The sequence below is a fragment of the Selenomonas sputigena genome (genome assembly GCF_026015965.1).
Taxonomy (GTDB): Bacteria; Bacillota; Negativicutes; order Selenomonadales; family Selenomonadaceae; genus Selenomonas.
The window spans coordinates 1,390,910-1,413,543 of the sequence record NZ_CP110383.1 but is presented as its reverse complement, the minus strand read 5'-3'; the positions used below and the strand labels follow the sequence as shown (position 1 = coordinate 1,413,543).

The 22,634-nt window shown below is 49.4% G+C and carries 15 protein-coding genes and 1 pseudogene; 12 read left to right on the top strand and 4 right to left on the bottom strand.

What is annotated here, in order from left to right; all coding sequences use genetic code 11:
* Positions 1 to 3 precede the first annotated feature (3 nt).
* The 3 genes from OL236_RS06905 to moaC are packed head-to-tail and all read left to right on the top strand — an operon-like array spanning position 4 to position 2,553.
* Positions 4 to 693, top strand: a complete 690-nt coding sequence (locus OL236_RS06905; RefSeq protein ID WP_265070065.1) for a class I SAM-dependent methyltransferase — start codon at positions 4 to 6, stop codon at positions 691 to 693.
* 27 nt (positions 694 to 720) lie between these two features.
* Complete coding sequence (locus OL236_RS06900; RefSeq protein WP_265070064.1) at positions 721 to 2,061, top strand: MFS transporter; 1,341 nt, start codon at positions 721 to 723, stop codon at positions 2,059 to 2,061.
* A gap of 15 nt (positions 2,062 to 2,076) precedes the next feature.
* Positions 2,077 to 2,553 carry a cyclic pyranopterin monophosphate synthase MoaC gene (gene moaC / locus OL236_RS06895; protein WP_265070063.1) on the top strand — a complete coding sequence of 159 codons (477 nt, stop codon included), beginning with the start codon at positions 2,077 to 2,079 and terminating at the stop codon, positions 2,551 to 2,553.
* An 88-nt stretch (positions 2,554 to 2,641) separates the two neighbouring features.
* On the opposite strand, the gene OL236_RS06890 is transcribed toward moaC, so the two are convergent.
* Both OL236_RS06890 and OL236_RS06885 read right to left on the bottom strand, forming a co-directional pair.
* Complete coding sequence (locus OL236_RS06890) at positions 2,642 to 3,706, bottom strand: nuclease (protein WP_265070062.1); 1,065 nt, start codon at positions 3,704 to 3,706, stop codon at positions 2,642 to 2,644.
* A gap of 154 nt (positions 3,707 to 3,860) precedes the next feature.
* Positions 3,861 to 4,565, bottom strand: coding sequence for a Bax inhibitor-1/YccA family protein (locus OL236_RS06885; RefSeq protein ID WP_265070061.1), 705 nt, complete (start codon positions 4,563 to 4,565; stop codon positions 3,861 to 3,863).
* Between the two features lie 595 nt (positions 4,566 to 5,160).
* Here OL236_RS06885 and glmS point away from each other — a divergent pair.
* Positions 5,161 to 6,990 carry a glutamine--fructose-6-phosphate transaminase (isomerizing) gene (gene glmS / locus OL236_RS06880; RefSeq protein WP_006193103.1) on the top strand — a complete coding sequence of 610 codons (1,830 nt, stop codon included), beginning with the start codon at positions 5,161 to 5,163 and terminating at the stop codon, positions 6,988 to 6,990.
* A 24-nt stretch (positions 6,991 to 7,014) separates the two neighbouring features.
* On the top strand, positions 7,015 to 8,517 hold the full coding sequence (locus tag OL236_RS06875; RefSeq protein WP_009646802.1) for an IMP dehydrogenase: 1,503 nt from the start codon (positions 7,015 to 7,017) through the stop codon (positions 8,515 to 8,517).
* A 412-nt stretch (positions 8,518 to 8,929) separates the two neighbouring features.
* On the opposite strand, the gene OL236_RS06870 is transcribed toward OL236_RS06875, so the two are convergent.
* Both OL236_RS06870 and OL236_RS06865 read right to left on the bottom strand, forming a co-directional pair.
* On the bottom strand, positions 8,930 to 9,637 hold the full coding sequence (locus tag OL236_RS06870; RefSeq protein WP_265070060.1) for a nucleotidyl transferase AbiEii/AbiGii toxin family protein: 708 nt from the start codon (positions 9,635 to 9,637) through the stop codon (positions 8,930 to 8,932).
* Positions 9,597 to 10,043, bottom strand: a complete 447-nt coding sequence (locus OL236_RS06865; RefSeq protein ID WP_265070059.1) for a hypothetical protein — start codon at positions 10,041 to 10,043, stop codon at positions 9,597 to 9,599. The genes OL236_RS06870 and OL236_RS06865 overlap by 41 nt, the downstream gene beginning before the upstream one ends.
* 544 nt (positions 10,044 to 10,587) lie before the next feature.
* Between OL236_RS06865 and OL236_RS06860 the strand changes: the two are divergent.
* The 7 genes and pseudogenes from OL236_RS06860 to drmA form a co-directional block, all read left to right on the top strand.
* A pseudogene (locus OL236_RS06860) lies at positions 10,588 to 10,803 on the top strand (DNA-binding protein); the annotation flags it as partial.
* 131 nt (positions 10,804 to 10,934) lie between these two features.
* On the top strand, positions 10,935 to 11,138 hold the full coding sequence (locus OL236_RS06855) for a helix-turn-helix domain-containing protein (protein ID WP_265070058.1): 204 nt from the start codon (positions 10,935 to 10,937) through the stop codon (positions 11,136 to 11,138).
* Between the two features lie 85 nt (positions 11,139 to 11,223).
* Positions 11,224 to 12,510: a DNA cytosine methyltransferase gene (locus tag OL236_RS06850; RefSeq protein ID WP_265070057.1), complete on the top strand. Its 1,287-nt coding sequence runs from the start codon at positions 11,224 to 11,226 to the stop codon at positions 12,508 to 12,510.
* Complete coding sequence (drmD, locus tag OL236_RS06845) at positions 12,500 to 15,118, top strand: DISARM system SNF2-like helicase DrmD (RefSeq protein WP_265070056.1); 2,619 nt, start codon at positions 12,500 to 12,502, stop codon at positions 15,116 to 15,118. The genes OL236_RS06850 and drmD overlap by 11 nt, the downstream gene beginning before the upstream one ends.
* An 11-nt stretch (positions 15,119 to 15,129) precedes the next feature.
* Complete coding sequence (locus tag OL236_RS06840) at positions 15,130 to 16,659, top strand: site-specific DNA-methyltransferase (protein ID WP_265070055.1); 1,530 nt, start codon at positions 15,130 to 15,132, stop codon at positions 16,657 to 16,659.
* Positions 16,660 to 19,311, top strand: a complete 2,652-nt coding sequence (locus OL236_RS06835) for a DEAD/DEAH box helicase (RefSeq protein WP_265070054.1) — start codon at positions 16,660 to 16,662, stop codon at positions 19,309 to 19,311.
* Positions 19,311 to 22,634: a DISARM system helicase DrmA gene (gene drmA, locus OL236_RS06830; protein ID WP_265070053.1), complete on the top strand. Its 3,324-nt coding sequence runs from the start codon at positions 19,311 to 19,313 to the stop codon at positions 22,632 to 22,634. Before OL236_RS06835 ends, drmA begins: the two co-directional genes overlap by 1 nt.

Here is a 22,634-nt window from a genome sequence, read left to right as displayed (position 1 = left end):
CGCATGAATGATATCGAAAAGAAAGAGCGCAAGGTGCAGCGCGCGTATCGCCAGCTCGGCAATATCGCGCGCCTATACGACGGCATGATGACGAATACGAGTTGGGCGGGGCGCTTTGCCATCCGCTGGCTCTGGGGCTTCGCCTCCTATCCGGAGTTTCTGGCGATGGCGTATCGCGGACTCTCCGCAGATTTTCGCGGAAGGCTGCTCGAAGTTCCCGTCGGCACGGGCGTGCTGTCGTTTCCGCATTATGAGAAGATGAAGGAGGCGCAGATCACCTGCCTCGACGCTTCGGAGACGATGCTGGAGGCGGCGAAAAAGCACGCGGCGAACTTTTCTCTCGGTGCGGTTGACTTTGCGCTCGGCGATGTCGGCGATTTGCAGTACGCCGATGAAACTTTTGATTTCGTATTGTCCGTCAACGGCTTTCACGCCTTTCCCGAGAAGGAGAAGGCGTACCGCGAGACGGAGCGCGTCCTGAAGCGCGGCGGCATATTTTCCGGCTCGATGTATGTGCGCGGCAAGAGCCGGCGCACCGATTTCTTCGTCAAGCAGTTCTGCGAGCGGCGCGGCTTCTTCTCGCCGCCCTACGAGACGGAGGAGAGCCTGCGGACAAGGCTTCAGGCGATGTACGGCGAAGTCGACATCATGACGATCGGCTCGTTCGCAGGCTTTCTTTGCAAGAAGATTTAAGTTGTTTTCATGAGGAGTGTTGAATCAATGGCTGATGAAATGGCATGGAAGAATCTCGGTCCCAATCCATCGCGCAAGGAGATCATTGCATGCTGGAATCCCGAGGACGCGGGCTTTTGGGAGAAGTATGGCAAGCGCATCGCGACGCAGAATCTCTACACATCGACTTGGGCGCTCGTCCTGAGCTTCGTTGCGTGGACGCTCTGGGCGACGATCGCGGCGAAGCTCAAGTTTATCGGCTTCAACTTCTCGGACGATCAGATTTTCACGCTCGCGGCGCTGCCCGGTCTCGTCGGCGCGACGGGACGCTTGTTTTACACGTATCTGCCGGGGTTGATCGGCGGCAGGAACTCCACTCTCATCACGACGGCGCTGCTTCTGCTGCCGCTCTTCGGTTTGGGCCGCGCTCTGCAGGATCCCACAACGCCGTATGAGACGTTCGTCCTTCTCGTGTCTTTCATCGGCATTGCGGGCGCAAACTTCTCCGCTTCGATGGCGAATATCGGCTTCTTCTTCCCCAAGGCGAACAAGGGATTTGCGCTTGGCATCAATGCGGGCATCGGCAACCTCGGCGTATCGCTCATCTATCTGACGGCGCCGATCCTCTTGGGCTGGAATCTCTCCTCGCTCTTCGGCGAGGGCGTGCCGGGTCCTGACGGCATGATGTACGTGCAGAATGTCTGCTACTTCTGGACGATTCCGACGGCGCTGACGCTCGTCCTCGTCTGGCTCTTCATGGACAATTTGCCGCTGCCGAAGCAAAGCCCCAAGAGCATGATGTCCATCTTCGGCAACAAGCATACGTGGCTCATGTGCTGGATTTACACCTGCGGCTTCGGCTCTTTCATTGGCTTTTCGGCGGCGCTCGGGCTGCTCGTCGCGAAGGAATTCCCCGAGATGCCATTCTCTTATGCCGCTTTCCTCGGCCCCTTCATCGGCGCGGGCATCCGTCCCGTCGGCGGCCTTCTGGCGGACAAGATGAACAGCGGTTCGCGCGTCACTCTCATCTCGCTCTTCGTCATGCTCGGCGCGAGCTTCCTCGTGCTCTTCGGCGTGGAGGCGCATCGCTTCCCCGTGTTCTTCGGCGCATTCCTGCTGCTCTTCTTGACGACGGGCTTCATCAACGGCGCTTCCTTCCGCATGATTCCCTACATCTTCAACAATCCGTTCCACTCCTCGCTCGTTACGGGCTTCACGGCGGCGATCGCGGCCTATGGCGCGTTCTTTATCCCGAAGCTTTTCGGCTTCGCCTACGCGAACTACGGCGTCGTCGCTCCCGCCTTCTACATCCTCATCGCGTTCACGGTCAGCACCATCGTTATCACATGGTACTTCTACGACCGCAAGGGTTCGGGAATCCGCTGCTAGGATGAGGTGCATTTCATGGCAAACGAATTGACGCATTTTGATGCGGCAGGCAACGCGCACATGGTCGATGTCAGCGAGAAGAAGGAAACGGAGCGCATCGCGCGTGCGAGCGGCCGCATCCTTGTAAGCCCTGCCGTCTACGAGGCGATTGCGGGCGGCACGGCAAAGAAGGGCGACGTCCTCGGCGTCGCGCGCATCGCCGGCATCATGGCGGCGAAGAAGACGAGCGACGCGATCCCGCTGTGCCATCCGCTGCCGCTGACGCGCGTGAGCATCGACTTTGGGCTTCTGGCTGAAGCATCTGCGGTCGAAGCGTGTGCCGAGGTCAAGACGCGCGGCGTCACGGGCGTCGAGATGGAAGCGCTGCATGCCGTGAGCGTCGCGCTCTTGACGATCTACGACATGTGCAAGGCGCTCGACAAGCGCATGGAAATCACCGCGCTGCATCTAGACGCGAAGAGCGGCGGCAAGAGCGGCGATTTTCGGCGCTGATGGAAAATCAGCAAACGGCAATAAAAATCCCGCGCACTTTTGAGGTGCGCGGGATTTTTATTGCTTCGCCGATGGTTGGCGATGTTTTTCAATTCAAATTGGGCATCTTTTGGTGCAAGGCTTTGATTTCTTCCATTGACAAGTTTGTGATACGTGCAACCATATCGGTGGGAAGTCCTTCTTTGAGCATGGAAAGAGCCGTTTCTCTGCGGGTGTTTTCTGCGCCGCGCTCCATGCCTTGGGCGATGCCGCGCTCCATGCCTTGGGCGATGCCGCGCTCCATGCCTTGGGCGATGCCACGCTCCATGCCTTGTTCATAGATGCCTGTACTCAAGTTGCACATCGTTTTCATCTCCTCTTCTATATCTGTAGTTGTATCCATATCGAATTCATCTTTCAGAAGTTGTTTCTTTCTCATGGCTGGTGTTCGTGTGTCTTTGAACAGCAGACGCAGGAAGCGGATGAGCCAATCTTCATCGGGTGGCTGCTCTTCGCCGAGATATATGGTGATGATGCTGATCAGGTCATAATCCGCATGATTGGCCTTATATTCATGAAGAATATGATGTTCGTTGAGATCGTAGCGATTGATGGAGCTTTTGCCATCGGGTGAATCCATGCAAAGCCAGATGCTGTAGACCTTTTTGAGGTCATCGTAGGATGAGCCCGTAAATTCGGTTTCTTTCTGGGATGAAATCAAACGACTCGCATAGTAAATGGCTCGTTTCAAGAGTGCATAGCCGAGTTTGGAGCTTCGCTGAGTTCTTTGTGCTTCGACGTTGATGATCAGGGTGATGAGTTCGCCCGATTTTGGAACACGCGCGTGAAAGAGGATGTCAAAACGAATCCAGCCTTCCGTGATGCCGATATTTTCCGTAGCGGAACCGAGAAACTCTTTTGGGGAGCGCGGGGTGTTTCCAACCGCATTGGTCATATCCCTGTCAATAGGAATCTCACTGATCTGCGGGGTGCCTTCAATATATTTTTCAGCAATATCGGAAATCGTCGCTTCTTTGAATTCCGGCACGGTTCGTTTGAGGAGACGTGCCATGATAGTTCTTTGTGCAAGCAGGCGTTTGGCATGTTGATCATACGTTGGATTTCGATAATCAGACGCATGATATTCCGACGGGAGGTCTTCTTTCTGCTGCATGATGCAATGTCACCTTCTTTGCCTTTATTATATCATTGAAACGCCATTCTATCCAGTGTCGTCAAGGAGTGGCGGATTGTTTTGAAAAAATGCGAAAAAGCCCGCCATCCCCACTTCGATAAGTATTGGGGGAACGGCGGGCTTTGCGTTGAGGTCAGTCTCTTCCCGACAGCATTCGCAGCAAATCGAGAATCTCGACGTAGAGCCAGATGAGGGTCACGAGCAGCGAGAAGGCGCAGTACCATTCGTAGTCTTTCGGCAGGCCTTCCTGCACGCTGCGATTGATGAGCTCATAGTCCATGAAGAGGCACAGCGTCGCGACGCCGATGATGACAAGCTCGATGGCGATGGCGACGATGCCGCCGTCGTGCAGCATCGGGAAGTGGATGCCGAAGAAGCCGAGCACCATTTCCGCGATGTACGTGAGGACGACGCCCGTCAGAGCGATCATCGTGATGCGCATGAACTTCGAGTTGACCGTCACGAGTCCGCGTGCGTAGACGAGTCCGGCGGCGATGGCGATGCCGAAGGTCAGCATGACGGCATTGACGAGTATGCTCGGCGAGATGAACGCAACTGTCACGGACAGGCACGCGAGACACATGCCTTCTAGGATCGCGTAGAGCGGCGCGAGAAGCCCTGCCGTGCCGGGCTTGAAGGAAACGATCAAGGCCGTGATAAGCCCCATGACGGCGGTGACCATCGTCGTCGTCGGCGTTGCATAGCCCGTGAGCCAAGTGATGACGGCAGATGCCGCGACAATGAGGACAAGCCCCGTGCTCTTTATGGCGATGCCGCTGTAGCTTGCGGCTTCGCCCGAAAAGACGGCGTCCGTCGCTCTGCTCACTTTGGATAACATGGGATTGTTCAAGAGATCAGCTCCTTTGCTGTAGTTGATGAACCAAGGCGCAGACAAGCTGCGACTTTCTTCTATTATAAAGGGAGGCAGACGTTTTGTCTACGTTCCTCATGAAATGTAAAGGAAGCGCTGATAAAATGAGGTCGCCCAGATGTGCGAGGATGGGTGGCTGAATTTATCAGTGATTCCTATAGAAACGGTGCACCACGAGCGGCGAAAGAGGGCGCGTGAATCCTATTGACAAATCAGGGAAGATAAACTAAAATAGCAAAAATATACATCATGCGGTGCGTGAAAAAATGCTTTCATGCGCTGAATATGAGCGGTCTGCCTGTCGGCTGCGGTGATGGGAAGGAGCATGGAGAAGGGGAAAAGGCATATGCCTTAGCGCGAGACCTTGCAGGAGCGTACTGCAAGGGGACGAGGAAGAGGTTGTCGAACATTCAGCGGATGCCTCTCGGCTGCATCGGTCGTAAAAAGCTGCAAAGCCCCTTGGTGACGAGGGGGACAAGGCAGTTCATAAGATGGGCAGGAACAGAAATGAATATGGAATGGCAGGCGTTTTGCCTGCTGGAAACTTAGGAGGTTTTTGCTTATGTGTGGAATCGTTGGTTATGTCGGCAAGCGTCAGGCGACGCCGTTTCTCATCGAGGGGCTGACGAAGCTTGAGTATCGCGGCTATGATTCGTCGGGCATCGCAGTCTTGAACGAGGAGAAGATCCGCGTGGAAAAATGCGTGGGTCGTCTTGCCGAACTCAAGCGAATCATCGAAGGAAATGAGCCGGCAGGTCATATCGGCATTGGGCATACGCGTTGGGCGACGCATGGACGTCCGTCGGACAGCAACGCACATCCGCATACAGACTGCGCGGGCAATTTTGCTGTTGTGCACAACGGCATCATCGAAAACTATATGTCGCTGAAGGAAGATTTGATTGAAAAAGGTCATTCCTTCAAGTCGGAGACGGATACGGAGGTCGTCGCACACCTGTTGGAGGAAGTCTACAACGGCGACTTCGAGGCCTCGGTGCGCGAGGTGCTTTCTCGTATCGAAGGCTCTTACGCTCTCGTATTCATGTCGCGCGAGCATCCCGACCGCCTGATCTGCACGAAGCAGGACAATCCGCTTGTCATCGGTCTCGGCGAAGGGGAGAATTTCATCGCGTCCGACATCCCCGCGATCATTGCGCGCACGCGGCGCACCTACATCGTCAATGACGGTGAGATGGCGGTCGTCAAGGCGGACGGCGTGCACATCACGAATCGCCGCGGCGAAGTCGTGACGAAGAAGGTCTTCGAGGTCAACTGGAACGCCGAGGCGGCGGAAAAGGGCGGCTACGAGCACTTCATGCTTAAGGAGATTCACGAGCAGCCGAAGGCCGTGCGCGACACGATGTCGCCGCGCATCGCCAAGGACGGCAAGCATATCGTCATGGACGAGCTGCGCTGGAGCCGCGAATTCCTTGATTCGTTCAACAAGGTTTACATCGTCGCCTGCGGCACGGCGTATCATGCGGGTCTTGTCGGCAAGTACTACATCGAGAAGCTCGCGCGCATCCCCGTCGAGGTTGACGTTGCGTCGGAGTTCCGCTACCGTTCGCCGATCATCGACGAGAACACCCTGATGATCGTCGTCAGCCAGTCGGGTGAGACGAGCGACACGCTCGCTGCCTTGAAGGAAGCCAAGCGTCTGGGTGCGAAGAGTCTCGCCGTCACGAACGTCGTCGGCTCGTCCATCGCGCGTGAGGCCGCGCAGGTGCTCTACACCTGGGCGGGACCTGAGATCGCCGTTGCCTCGACGAAAGCGTACACGACGCAGCTCATCTTGATGTTCATGCTCGCCGTCTACATGGCAGATCTCAAGGGAACGCTCGCGAAGGAGCGCAGCGAGGCTTTGATCGAGGGCCTTACGAAGATTCCCGCGCAGATCAGCGAGACGCTGAGCGACGTCGAGCCGATCAAGACGTTTGCGAAGCAGTACGGCTTCAACGAGGACGTCTTCTTTATCGGACGCGGTCTCGACTATCATGTGGCGCTTGAAGGCTCGCTGAAGCTCAAGGAGATTTCCTACATTCACGCTGAGGCCTATGCGGCGGGCGAGCTCAAGCACGGCACGCTTGCGCTCATCGTCGAGGGCGTGCCCGTCATCGCGCTCGCGACGCAGAAGAGCGTCTATGAGAAGACCTTGTCGAACATCAAGGAAGTCAAGGCGCGTGACGCCGTTGTCATCGGCATTGCTGCCGAGGGCGATACGGAACTCGAAAAGTACGTCGATCACGTCATCCACGTGCCTGAGACGGATGAGCTTCTGATTCCTCTCTTGACGGTCGTGCCGCTGCAGCTGCTCGCCTACTTCGCCGCCATCACGCGCGGCTGCGACGTGGACAAGCCGCGCAACCTCGCGAAGTCCGTCACGGTCGAATGATGCTAGAAGAAATGAGGGGTTAAAATGGCATATTATTTCACAGAGCCGTCGCATACCTTTGGTGAATACTTGCTCGTGCCCGGGTACTCCTCGGAGCAGTGCGTTCCGGCGAATGTCTCGCTTCAGACGCCGCTCGTGAAGTTCCGTCGCGGAGAAGAGCCGAAGATCAAGATGAACATTCCGATGACCTCGGCGATCATGCAGGCGGTATCGAACGACACGATGGCGATCGCTTTGGCGCGCGAGGGCGGCGTGTCCTTCATCTACGGTTCGCAGACGCCCGAGCAGGAAGCGGCGATGATCTCTCGCGTCAAGAACTATAAGTCGGGCTTCGTGAGCAGCGATTCGAACATCAAGCCGACGACGACGCTCGGCGAGGTCTTGGCGCTCAAGGACGCGACGGGACATTCGACGATGGCGGTCACGGAGGACGGTACGCCGAACGGCAAGCTCGTCGGCATCGTCACGAGCCGCGACTACCGCGTGACGCGCATGAGCTTCGACACGCCCGTCAAGGACTTCATGACGCCGTTCGAACGCCTCATTTACGCAGATGCCAATCTCACGCTGCCGCAGGCGAACGATCTCATCTGGGAGCACAAGCTCAACATGCTGCCGCTCATTGACGAGAACCAGCGCCTGCGCTACATGGTGTTCCGCAAGGACTACACGGACAATAAGGAGAATGAGCTTGAGCTGATCGACGAGCGCAAGCGCTACATCGTCGGCGCGGGCATCAACACGCGCGACTATGCCGAGCGCGTGCCGGCGCTCCTTGAGGCGGGTGCGGACGTCCTTTGCATCGACTCTTCCGAGGGATATTCGGAGTGGCAGAAGAAGACGCTTGAGTACATCCACAAGGAGTTCGGCGAGGATGTCAAGGTCGGTGCGGGCAATGTCGTTGACGGCGAAGGCTTCCGCTTCCTCGCGGATGCGGGCGCAGACTTCGTCAAGGTCGGCATCGGCGGCGGCTCGATCTGCATCACGCGTGAGACGAAGGGCATCGGCCGCGGTCAGGCGACGGCGGTCATCGACGTCTGCCGCGCACGCGACGAGTATTTCAAGGAGACAGGCGTCTACATCCCCGTCTGCTCGGACGGCGGCATCGTGCACGACTATCACATGACGCTCGCCTTGGCGATGGGCGCGGACTTCATGATGCTCGGCCGCTACTTCTCGCGCTTCGACGAGAGCCCGACGGACAAGGTTAAGGTCAACGGCACCTACTACAAGGAATATTGGGGCGAAGGATCGAACCGCGCGCGCAACTGGCAGCGCTACGACCTCGGCGGCGACCGCAAGCTGTCGTTTGAAGAGGGCGTAGACTCCTACGTTCCCTATGCCGGTTCCCTGCGCGACAACATCCACATCTCGCTGAGCAAGATCCGCTCGACGATGTGCAACTGCGGTGCGCTCAACCTCAGTGAGTTGCGCGACAAAGCGAAGATCACGCTCGTATCCTCGACGAGCATCGTCGAGGGCGGTTCGCACGACGTCATCTTGAAGGACAAGTTTGGCCGTGACTGATTTTTTGTGATAAACAGCATAGTAAAAGGGGCTGTTACATGAGTCAAATTCGACTTATGCACAGCCCCTCGTTTTTATCATGGGAATCAAGGAATCGTTTCTATAAGAACTCTCTCGAAAAAATGCGCAGGAAAGGAAGTCGACATAACACAGCTTTTTTCTTGCGTGTAGTTTACCATGAAACCCTAAGAGGTCAAGCCCAAAGGGCGCAGACCGATTGGCTGGGTTTCTGGTAAGGGCGGCGCACAATGTCCACAAAGTGGACGTTTGTGCGTGTAGCTTATGCTGCAACTTCTATGGGGAAGAGGTGTTGCTTGCCCCGTTGAATCTTCTGATGCAGTTTCTCCAAGTTATGCGGCATCGGAGCGGTTTACGGAAAGAACTGCGGCATGAGATTCTCTGCTCGTCGGTTTCAGCGGCGCCAGTCCTCTTGTTCATCGTCTTCTTTTTCTGCATCAGGTTCCTTGGCAGAAATAGTTTTCGCTTCCTCCTCTGAATAGAGAAGATCCAGCTTTTCAAACATATTCAGATAAAGTCCTGCCAATGCGTCCTTATCGATCAGTGCGTCGTCCTGCGTGGAAGTGACATAATCAAAATAATCAAAGCCTTTATAGGTCAAAGCATCCTTCAGCTGTTCCTTTGCAGACTCCGACAATTCCTCAAAGTATCGATGGCAAATGAAGCAAATGTCATAGAGATCACGGATCTTATCCCGTCCCTGGTACGCGCCTGTTTTCAACTGGCAAATTCGGTCGATCGTGTAGACTTCTATTCCGTTCACGCGATGATGCGTATTCGCGGGAATGCTGCGGCTGCGATAGGAGATTTCGATTTTTAATGGTTTCTGTATGGATGGGTCATATGCCAGCATGAATCGCTCGACTGTTGGTGTATCTTTGGCGATACGGAAAGAAAATCCATGCTTTTGGGAATAACTCTCGATGAATCCCTTGAGACGCCGTTTCTCTCCATCCAAGTCAATATCCTCGGAAAAACGATCCAGTCCATAAGCAAGAAGAAGGCTCGTTCCGCCTTTCAAGATGAACGTATCGGTTTCCTTGTTGAGTTCTGTCAAGAAATTACGCATGATTTCTATATGACGCATTTGTGCGGTATTCATTCGCCTTTTGCTCCTTTCTGAAAAGAATCCACTTCATTCGATACTCGTTTTCCATGAATCGGTCGATGTCTGTCCAGTGCGCTGTCTCGCGCAGTTTCCAAACAGCGGCAAAAATACCTGCGTCATAAATATCCGTGCAGATATAATCGCGGCGCATACCTTGCAAATTGGAGAAGTCTCCTGCCAAGAGCAGATCAAGGCAGGCTCGGATGTGGTTTGCAATGTAGAAAGTCCCTTTTTTGCCCATAAGACTTTGATGCCGTTCGATCCCTTTTGTGCCAAATGGCGATTTCTCCGTATTCCATAAGGGAATGTTTTCCCATGACAACGACAGCGTATGCCAATCGCCGCTCGTTTCCAATCGACAGGGAATATTGAGCGCATGAAGCCCCGATATGTATTTCATGACAACGCTCCTTTCCTATGGCGGACGACCTTGCGCGTGCCATATCTTCTCTTCTTGTTCATATTATAGCATCTTCGTTGCCTTTTGGGCATTCGATTGAAGGAGTATGTGTCAAGACTATCTATGTGCTCGTGAAAAATAAAACATAAAAGGAAGTGTTGCAGGCGGTTCGGCGCGCCCATCGCCGAGTGAAGGGAGATTTCACGCAAGTATTTAAAAGCATTACGGCAGACAATGGTTCAGAGTTTTTGGATGGCAAAGGGCTGCAAAAGGCAGCCAAGTGCGATGAAGTGTACTACGCCCATCCTTTCAGTAGTTGGGAGCGGGGAGCAACGAGAACGGGAACCGTATTCTGCGCAGATTTTTGCCGAAAGGAACGGATTTCAGCACGTTGAAACCAAGAGAGCTGAAACGAATCGAAGATTGGGTGAACAACTATCCGTGCAAAATCTTCGGTTATAAGACTGCAAATGACATGTATGCTACGGCTGTATAAGATACCAAAGTTTGGCAGAACGATGCGAAAATTAAAATTGCAATCTTCCAGCTCTTCGGTCAGGAGAGAAAATCCATTGACGAAAACGGCAAGGAGCATACCAATGTGAGGATACTTTCTTCTAAGCTTCTAAAAGGCAAAGGGTAGATGAAAAATCAGGAGGAAAAGAAAGAGTCCGTCCTTGGAGCAATTAAGAAGTATAAGGCGGAAGAAAAAGCAAACCCAACAGAAAAGAAAGAGGCTTCCAAAGAAGCCGAGTTATAAGGAATTGCTGGTGCGGTCTTCGGACTGCACCGATTTTTTTGTTCAAATCATATGTATAGAAAATATAAAAGTAGATATGCTATAATATTATGGATTAAAAATCCGCATATATGGAGTTATAGGAGTGAAAAATGAAATTTAACTACAGTGGACTTTGGAAAGCTCTAATAGACAACAATATGAAGAAAAAAGACCTAGTTGAAAAGACAGGTATTTCACCTACTACGATATCAAAAATGGTTAGAGGTGATGCGGTATCACTCACCGTTATTGGTAAGATTTGTGAAGAGCTAGATACTGACATTGGGGATTTAATTAGTATCGAAAAAAAGTAAAGAAAATAAATGGCTTACTGATTTTACATCTCAAATGAACTTTGAATGTGTGGAAGTTAGTTGCTATTTACTAAGAGGAAATTATATGCAAAAGATAAATGCGCAATGTAGCTACAATTTTATCGATCTCTTTGCGGGAGCTGGAGGACTTTCAGAAGGTTTTCTCCAAGCCGGCTTTAAGCCAGTGGCTCATGTTGAAATGAACGAATTTGCAGCTAAAACGCTTGAAACGAGAAGCGCCTATTACTACCTTAAAGACGTTGGCAATATCGGTTTATATAAAAAATATCTTTCTAGGAAAATATCCCGTGATGAATTCATGAAGCAGATTCCTGCTTCGATAACAAAAACCATAATCAATAAAACGATGTCTGACGAAACATTGCCATCAATTTTCAAGACGATTGATGGAATAATGAAAATACGAGGCATCTCAAAGATTGATGTCATTGTGGGGGGACCGCCCTGTCAAGCATATTCCTTGGTGGGCAGAGCGCAAAGCAGTCACATGGAAGTGCCGATGGCGGAAGATCCTCGTAACTACTTGTATAAACTGTATGCGCGTTTCTTAAAACGCTATCAGCCTCGTATGTTTGTGTTCGAGAATGTTACGGGTATTGAATCGGCTAATGGCGGAGCTACCTGGAAGAACATTCAAAAATACTTAAAAAGAGTGGGATATGAAATTGAATGCCGTGAGCAGAACGCTCATACCTTTGGTGTACTCCAAAACAGACGTCGAATGATTATCGTCGGATGGTTAAAGAAAAGCGGTCTGAAATATCCCGATTTTCTTGAATTAAAAACTGACGCTATAGTAAATGACCTCTTCGCTGATTTGCCAAAGCTGCATCCCGGAGAGAGTTCCGATAAGTACGCAAAAACCAAAGCCACAAGCTATGTTATGGAGTCAGGAATACGGACGAAGGATGACGTGCTGACTCACCATAACTGCCGACCGAATATAGATCGGGATATCAAGATTTACAGGCGGGCTGTTGAATTGTGGAATGACGGTCATAAACGCCTGAATTACAATGATCTCCCGGATGAATTGAAAACGCACAAGAACAGGCATTCATTTAAGGACAGGTTTAAAGTTGTCGAGGGCGATGAATCGTGCTGTCATACTATTCTGGCACACCTTTCAAAGGACGGTCATTATTTCATTCATCCTGACATTGAGCAGAACAGATCAATTACCGTCCGTGAGGCGGCAAGAATACAGTCTTTCCCGGACAGCTATTTCTTTGAGGGACCACGAACATCACAATTCGTCCAGATTGGGAACGCTGTGCCTCCGATGATGGCAAAAGGGATAGCGATGGGTATTTTTGAGCAACTGTATAAAGGAGATTCAGATGGAAGGTAACCTGCTGCTTGAACAATTCAGCAGATATAAAAAGCTGGAACTTCAGGCTTCTCCGTTCCACTTCCTTTTGGATACGAATATTGAATTGAATCCCCATCAGATCAATGCCTTCTGCACTGCTATTCAAGCGTTAAAAACAGGGGGTATTGTTCTGGCGGATGAGGTTGGACTCGGAAAGACCATTGAAGCCGGACTCGTACTGAAATATGTTCTTGAGACTGGCGCAAAGCGTGTCTTGATTGCGCTTCCGGCATCCTTGAGAAAACAGTGGGAACTGGAACTTGAGGATAAGTTCGGCTTGGAGTCGGTGATACTTGACAGGCTGACGGTGGAAAAAGACAGTTCTGACTGGCGCAAGAGACTCACCGACAATAAATCTGTCCGAATTGTTCTTACCTCCTATGACTATTCATCCAAGCTGATGAAACGGTTCCCGGAGGTGAAGTGGGATTTTATCATCATCGATGAGGCGCATAATCTAAGAAACGTATTTCACGGTACTAAAAGGGCAAAGAATCTGTATGAACTGTCAAAGGGCATACCGAAGATTCTGCTGACCGCTACGCCACTTCAAAATTCGCTGACAGACCTTCACGGGCTGGTATCTTTTATCGACCAGCGTATATTCGGCAGCGAGAAGGTCTTTAACAAACGCTACATCGAGGGACAGGATTACTCTGACCTTAAGCGTGAACTTTCGCCGATTCTGTACCGTACCCTCCGTAAAGATGTAGCAAAGTACATGAATTTCAAAAAGAGAACCTGCAAAACAGTGGATTTTACCCTGTCACAGGATGAGATCGAACTATATCAGCGGGTAAACGACTTCTTGAAACGTGAGCTGCTATACTCTATATCGACCTCAAACCGCAGGCTGATCATCCTTGTTATCAGAAAGCTGCTTGCTTCTTCGAGTTTCGCTTTGATAGAAACCTTTGAAATTCTGAAGAACAGACTCGAAAAGCTATACGAGGGTAGCGAGTCTGCAAATGCGCAGGAAGGCTTCGACCTATTCTGGAGCTATGTTGAGGATGAAATCGATGAGTCGGGCTTTGAGGATACAGAGGATGAAGATACCATTGTTCAGAAACAGTTCATCCAAGCTGAACTCGATGAGGTGAATATCATCATTGATGTTGCAAAGCGCATCAAAGCAAACGCAAAGGTCAATGCTCTGAAGACTGCCATACAGATTGCATTCGACTACCAGCAGGAACAAGGAATCCCACAGAAGGTAGTAATTTTCACGGAATCAAAGCGTACACAGAAGTACATAGTCGCAGAGCTTCGTAAGACAGGATTCGAGGACGAGGATATTCTCCTTTTCAATGGTGATTTTGATGACACTATGACGCAGGAAATATACAAAGCATGGCAGGTCAAGAATTTCGGCAAGGAAAACTACGGTCGCAGCGTGGAATATAAACACGCCATCGTAGATTACTTCCGCCATAACGCAAAGATGCTAATCTGCACGGATGCAGGCTCCGAAGGTTTGAACCTCCAGTTCTGCAATACGGTAATTAACTACGACCTGCCTTGGAATCCGATGAAGATTGAGCAGCGTATCGGCCGTTGCCACCGCTACGGCCAGAAACATGACGTTGTGGCAATCAATTTGTTGAATACGCAGAATGCCGCTGACCGGCGTGTTTACAATATCCTCTCGAAGAAGTTTGAACTATTCGAGGGTGTCTTCGGTGCATCGGATATTGCTCTTGGCGTATTGGAGTCGGGTACAAGTTTTGAAAAAATGGTATTGCAAATTTATCAGACCTGCGACACCACGGCAGAGTTCAAGAAAGCCTTTGATAAACTGGATCGCAAGCTGAACGCAAAGCGGGACAAGAAAGCAAGAGAACTCCGCTCCCTTCTGCTTACTGAAAGCAGTGGTGCAAAGGAACAGGCGCTTGACGCTACAAAGTCTGATATTGCAAGGTATCTGCATGATGTGGAATACTGGAGTGCCTTTGAAGAGCCGGAGGTTGACGGCGGTCTTCATTACTGGAAGGTCGATAATTGGGGAGAAAAAGTCCTCGGATCGCATGGAATCCTGTTCATAGGAGCCTTCTGCGATTCCTCGAAACTTCTCTTCCCGGTAGTATTGCTTTGTGATGAAAAAGGGGCATATATAGACTTTGACGAGGCAGACCTTATCCCCGAACTTGAGCAGATAGACGATATGGATGTGCGCTATTTCACACCGACAGAATCCGAGATGCAGCTCTATCAGCGTGTTTACGACAATCTGACCGCAGAGATGGTTAAACGCTATCAAGAACAGTCAGAATCGATTAAAGCCTATAACCGCAGAAAGATCGAAAACTGGGAGCGCATTCAGATGGAACAGCTGATAGCGACATACCAGGACATGAACGCCGAGATCGATGTTCTAAAGGAAGAGGAACGAGCCTCGGATAATTTCTACGAGAAGATAGACATACGAAAAAAAATAACCGAGAAGTCCAAGGCGCTTGAAAAGCTGCAGGAGTCTTTTTACGAGAAAGGTACCGGCTTCAAAGCTGAGGGCGAACGGGAAATCGCAGAGTTTGAAAAACAGTTTGATATTAACCCGATTCTGTTGGTTAACATCGTACTGAAGTTTTAGGAGAGATTATTATGCAGAAGACTGGAAAATTAGAATTGACTTGGGTGGGCAAATATGATGACAAGGTCGTGGAGCCGAGAATTTTCATGGAGGCTGTCGATAAGTCTTATGGTGACCCATCCAGCGAGAATATGCTCATTCACGGAGATAATTTGATTGCATTACAAGCGTTACAACAGGAGTATGTGGGGAGAGTTCAGTGTATTTATATTGATCCCCCCTACAATACCGGTAGCGCATTTGATTATTATGATGATGGATTGGAGCATAGTACTTGGTTGTGCATGATAAGACCGCGCTTAGAGCTACTATGGAATCTACTTAATGAAGATACAGGAAGTATTTGGATTAGTATAGATGATTCGGAACAGGCATATATGCGAGTGCTGTGCGATGAGCTTTTCGGGCGGAGAAACTTTATTGCACAGATTGTATGGCAAAAAAGATATTCACGAGAGAATAGAGAAGCAATAGGCGATGTTCATGAATACATTATTGTTTTTGCAAAAAATCCAACAAAGTTTAAGGAATATCGAAATCTCGTTCCTATGTCAGAGAAGCAGGCCGAGGTGTATAGGAATCCTAACAATGATCCGAGGGGACGATGGAGACCAGTACCTATGACTGCGCAAGCGGGACATGCAACCCCTGAGCAATTTTATGAAATAACCGCGCCGGGAGGAAAGGTACACACACCGCCAGCAGGAAGATGCTGGTCTTTGTCTAAAAAGACGTTTGAAGAATTACGCACCGACGGGAGAATCTATTTTGGCAAAGATAATAACGGCCAACCCAATAAGATCAGGTATTTATCCGAGGTTCCGGGGGTAGCACCGTGGACTTGGTGGCCGAGCGATGAAGTCGGACATACAGATTCGGCAAAGAAAGAAATAATGGCATTATTTGGAAAGGATGATGCTTTTGACACGCCTAAGCCAGAAACATTGATAGAGCGTATCCTTCATATTGCAACGAAACCGGAGGATTTGGTTTTGGATTCATTTCTTGGCTCTGGGACAACTGTTGCGGTTGCCCATAAGATGAATAGGAAGTATATAGGCATAGAAATGGGTGAGCATGCTTATACAAATTGCAAGGTGCGTTTAGATAAAATAATCGAGGGTTCGGATGAAGGAGGTATCACAAAGCCTGTTAATTGGAAAGGCGGCGGCGGATATCACTTCTATGAGTTGGCACCGAGCCTTCTCGTGAAGAATGATAAGCTGCCGATTTATCAAACCAATCCCTCCTACACCTTTGAGATGCTCTGCGAGGCAATCTGTAAGATTGAAGGATTCCGATATAAACCACAGGATATGTTCCACGGCCATTCTTCGGAGAAACGGTTTATTCACATCACTACGGAGTTCATTAACGCCGGATATATAAAATCGCTGTCCGCGCGGCTTGCCGAAGGTCAGTCGCTCCTGATCTACGGAACAAAAGTACAGTCGAATATGGTATTGCCCGATAACATCGAGGTCAAGAAGATTCCGAAAGACCTCCTAGAGAAATGCGATTTTGAAAGCGAGGTGCAGTAAATGTCTGAGATAGTAACCAAGATCAAATACGCAATGAGCCTGAGAACTCCGCAGGAGGAGGCTCTCTCTTACCTTGATGCCATAAGTTCGCATTGTGATTACAAGAAAGACAGCAAGGATATAGTTGAGACGGCTGCAACGAAATACTGTGAGAAGCAGCGCAAGGTCAAAGCTAGGTTTGAATTCCCGTCATTCTGCTATGCTATGGCCACGGGTATCGGAAAGACCCGTCTGATGGGAGCAAGCATCTATTATCTGTACAGAGCGAAGGGCTACAAGCACTTCTTCATTCTTGCGCCCGGAAACACCATCTACGAAAAACTGCGCAAGGAGTCCAATCCGAACCATCCGAAGTATATTTTCAAAGGTCTTGAATCGGAAATGGGAAGACCGAAGGTGTATGATGGGGAAAACTATGATACCTACCCTGTGAAGTTTGAGCAGATGTCTATGCGAATTGAAAAGACTTCGGAGATTCAGCTTTTTATCTTTAATATTGGGAAAATCTTCAATAGCAAAACGGACACGCAGTTCAATTTCCATAAGTTTAAGGAAACGCTGGGTGCTTCCTTTGCGGATGTATTAGCGCAGTTCGATGATCTTGTTATCTGCATGGATGAGGCGCACCGTTATTATGCCCCGGCTTCAATGAAGGCAATCAATTATCTGAAGCCGGTTCTCGGACTTGAGTTTACCGCCACGCCGAAGACCACATCGAATGTCATTTATGCCTATGATCTTGCTCGTGGCGCTGTCGAGGGATATCTGAAGATTCCTGTCGTTATGGGACGCTCCAACATGGCGGGATATAACCAGGAGGATATCGAGGAGATGAAAATCCGAGACGGTCTTACGCTTCATGAGCATCGCAAGGCTGTGCTGCGCGAGTACTGTAGCGAAAACGACCTCGACTATGTAAAGCCGATTGTTCTTGTAGCCTGCAAAGATACGGATCACGCCAAGAAAATCCGTGTGTTGATAGACAGCGATGATTTCCAAGGTGGAAAGTATAAGGGCAAGGTTATCGAAATACATTCAAAGCAGACTGGCGAGGAGTCGGAAGAAAACATCCGTCTTTTGCTCTCTATAGAGAGTGCTTCTAACCCGGTTGAGATTGTTTTGCACGTTTACAAGCTGAAGGAAGGCTGGGATGTCAATAACCTCTTTGCGATTATTCCGCTCAACGCAGCAAAGAGTGATATCCTCGCTATGCAGACTATTGGTCGTGGTTTAAGACTTCCGTTCGGTGAACAGACCGGCAACGAAGACATAGACTCTCTTGATATCGTTGCCCACGACCACTATAGAGAACTCGTGGATGAGATTAAGAGCAGTGATATCTTCCGTTATCGTGACCTTGATAAAGCGATTGTAGAGCCGTCAGAGTCCGTGGGAGTATCTGCCACCGTAGATGATGGTCAGCTTTCTCTGCTTGATTTTGCCATTACTGCATCCGGCGTGAAGTCCTTTGCCGAGGTCAGTAATCCGAAAACGCAGCTTGAGATTTATCAGGAATATGTGAAGAACTTTATGGCTGCGCAGAAGAAGGACAAGAATGAAGACCCTGGCCAGATGACGCTCTTTGACCGTCATCCTGAGATGCTTTCCGGTGACTCTGCTGAGACCACAGCACCCGCACAGGAACAGCCGCAGGCAGCTACCGGTGGTAAACTAGGCAAACAGCCTCTTAGCAAGGACGAGTTTGTAAAGGCGGTTTTGAAGTATTCAGCGAAAGCTATCTCTGTTCCGAAAATCCTTGTGCAGACCACTTCGGAGGTGAAGTTTAATCGTTTTGAAGTGAAGCGTACAATCGCTGACTTTGAAGTGGCTATGGCTAAGATTGAGCGTTTTGACGCTATCAATCAGCAGCTTCTTTCTGTCGTGGATGCGCAGGTTCTTGAGGTCAATGATGCTATGAATACTCTTGCTTGTATGCTCCTCGATTCCCTCAGCGAGTTGTCTTATGACGATGCAGATTTTGTTATTGATGTGGTTGAACAGTATTTAAGCCAGATATCCGAAGACGGAGAAAACAAGCGGAGAATCGTTCGCCGCTATGCTTCTTTGATTGTGTCCGATATCCGCAAGCAGATTTATGAGCATATGGATAGGAAAACTCAGGATGTCCACATCATTCAGAAAGACCTTATCCTGTTCCGTAAGTTCGTAAAGAACGTCAAAGAGGACGGAAAGGTTAAGTACGATAAGCCGTTCTCTGATAAGAGCAACATCAAGAAGTATCTATTTACCGGTTACAAGAAGTCATATTATCCGGCGAATGCTTTCGACAGCGATACAGAGCGCCTGTTCTCCATTATATTGGAGGAAGACCCGGATGTTATCCGTTGGATCAAGCCGCCGCTTAATCAGCTGGGCTTATTCTGGAAAGCCGGGCAGCAGTACAATCCTGATTTTCTCGTGGAAACAACTGCCGGAAAATTCATGGTCGAGGTTAAGGCTCTGAATGAAGTGACATCAGATGAGGTCGTATCAAAGGCAAGAGAAGGCATAAAGTGGTGCCGCTTTGCTTCAACGGCAGACCCGGATCATAAACCTTGGGAGTACAAGCTGATTTCAGATGACAACATTCATCTTGGCAATACCTGTAAATATACACTCGGTACGGCTCATGCCGTGAAGGAGGAGGCATAATGGCTGACAGATTTAAATATTCAGAGGTCAGGCAGAAAATCATTGACGCCATAAGAACTGACCTTATCGGCCCCAGAGAAAAGGAAGAGGTCCTTGAAGAGAATCCTCGCTATGCCTATCTCGTGGGTATGCTCGATATTCAAAGCGATGATAAGGATTACTCTGGCGCTGGAGAGCAGGAAGTTGACGCTGATATGGCATTTGAAGATGGTGAGGATTTTACGGTCGGTGAGGATGACGACAACGAGCCTATTTCAACCATACACTTTCAACTGCCTTCGTCTATTGGTATCAGTTTCTACATCCAAAGCGATACAGAGAGTATCAATCTTGATGTGACATGGGGGGACTATGTAAAGTCCTCTGAGAAATATACCGGCAAAGATGAAAAAGAACATAGTCGCGCCATATATACGCGCCAGCCAATGGAAGAAACGGTTCATGTTCAGCTTAAAGATTTTACTCGAACAAAGGATTACCAGCTTGTCTGCGACTCCAATGTCCATGTTCATGTGTCCCGCATTTCTTTGAAGGGCGGCTATTCTCTTGTAACGGCATATGTCATTAATAAGAGAAAAAATTCTGCTAACAGCGCAGAAGCGATTATGTTCCAAGTGGAAATCAAGGCTTATACGGAGGCCAATTCTGCTTCGTTTATCGCAGAACATATTTGCAGAGAGATACTTGCCTCCGATGAGTTTTATTTTGAACAGCGCCCGATCATGGGACGCGGACGTGGCTGCGCAGCGGTGTGGGATACTCCTGTTGACGGCAGAACAACATATGTGAAATCAGCGTTTATACCTGAGTATGAATTTCCGGGTGTCAGCGCTGCTTTGGATGGATTTGACCGATACTTCTTCTCGACATTTACTATGTCTGTAAAATCGAAAAAAGAAGAAACCGTCGGAAAACTTAACACACTGGCTGAATCATACGAAAAGTGGATCAACTCAACACTTCTCGGAAACGCAAGGATGAGCACTCCTGATTTTAAGGATAAGATTGGCAACAAGGTTATTGACCGCTGCCAAGATGCTCTGAAGCGTATCCGTGAGGGAATCAGCATTATTGAAAATGATGCCATTTCATTTGAAGCTTTCTGCTTTATGAACCGTGTAATCTTCTTGCAGAACAGCATCAAGGGCTACGCAAAGAAGCACGGCACAGGGACAGAGTGCAATTTCCAGGATTTCATTAATCCGAAGAATCCTGATAATAACTTCGGATGGCGTCCGTTCCAGATTGCCTTTATTCTGATGAATCTTGCCGGAATCGTTGATCCGAAACATAAAGACCGTGAGGTCGTTGACCTGCTGTACTTTCCTACAGGCGGCGGTAAAACAGAGGCTTACCTTGGTCTTATGGCATTCGTTATCGCCAACAGAAGACTCAGAGCGTCTGATGGAGAGGAATACAATCGAGATGGCGGCGTGACCGTTATGCTCCGATATACGCTCCGTTTGCTCACCACACAGCAGAGAGACCGTATTACAAAGATGGTACTTGCAGCCGAAATGATCAGGCGGCAGGCATATCCACAGTTTGGCAAAGAGCCTATCAGCATTGGATTCTGGGTAGGAGGCGGAGTAACGCCTAACAAATTTGATGAGTTTATTGAAAAGGCTGATAATCCACAAGCCGCAAGAAGCGCAAGGAACCACGTCTATAAGCAGCTTCTTACCTGCCCGTTTTGCGGAAAGCCTCTCAAAGAGGAGAACTTTAACATTGACACCGACAAGAAGTCCATCGAGATTTTCTGTTCCGATCGAGATTGTCAGTTTTACAGATATAAAAAGGACAGGATGCCAATTCCGGTTTATCTTGTCGATGAGGAAATATGCGCCAAGTGTCCGACTATTATTTTATCGACTGTTGATAAATTCGCACGACTGCCTTGGGATGTGAATACGAATGCGCTTTTTGGCAGAGTGGATAGAAAATGCAGCCGCGATGGTTATGTTGCGATTGGAGCAGAACACGGACGTCACAACAAAACGGCTTCGTTGCCGGCATCAACGATGGTCAATATTAGACCGTTCCTGCCGCCGGAATTGATTATCCAAGATGAGCTGCATCTTATTACGGGACCGCTTGGTACGGTCTACGGTGCCTATGAAACAATCATCGAGGATATGTGCATTCACGATGGCATTAAGCCGAAGTATGTCGTTTCGACGGCTACAATCAAGAATGCGGAGGCACAGACCAGATGCCTTTACGCAAGAAAGAATACGACACAGTTTCCACCGAACGGATTTGAAATTGGAGACAGCTTTTTCATCAGAGAGATTTCCATAGAGGATGATCCATTCCGAAAATATGTGGGCGTCTGCGCACCTGGTCAGTCTGTTAAGACAGCTTTGCTACGTGTTTACGCCATTATCCTGCAGGCTGCTTATACATACTCCCTCCAAGATGAATACAAGGATGTGATTGACCCGTACTATTCTCTTGTCGGCTACTTCAACAGTATCCGAGAGCTTGGCGGTGCGGTCAGACTTTTACAAGACGACATTCCGAAGAGAATTTATCGTATCAAAAATAAGTACGGTTTGGATAAGCAGCGGTATTTGAATCACAACGTAGAGATCACTTCCCGTATGTCATCGTACAAGATACCGGAAAAGCTGAATCAGCTTGAAACGACCTGTGCTTCAAAAGACTGTCTGGATACGGCTATCGCTACAAATATGATTGCTGTTGGTATGGACGTTGACCGCCTTGGACTGATGGTTGTAGCAGGTCAGCCGAAACAGAACTCGGAATATATCCAAGCAACAAGCCGTATCGGTCGTGCATTCCCTGGACTTGTGGTTATGCTCTACAATGCGTATCGTCCTCGTGACTTATCGCATTACGAGAATTTTACCGGATATCATTCGCAGCTTTATCGTTTTGTCGAGGGAACAACGGCGACTCCATTCTCTGCCAGAGCAAGAGACCGTGTTATGCATGCGCTGATAATATCTGCGATACGGCTGAACTTCTCGAACATGGCAAATAATCCGGATGCGGCGGCTATCGGTTCACTAACTACAGAGCAGCTTGATTCTGTGAAGAAGCTGATTGTTGACCGACTTAATATCATAAAGCCGTCAGCACGAGCAGATGCGGAGGAAGAAATAGACCGCTTCATTGACTGGTGGAAACTGCAGGCGACACAGACGAAATCGCTACGGTATTACGTTGTCGGAACTGAACGCTATAACAGGTTGATGAATCCGTATGACCAGCCGCACGATGAGAACGCAAAAGCTACACTTCGTTCCATGCGTGAGGTCGAGAGTTCTGCGCATATGTTCTATTACATGGAGGATTGA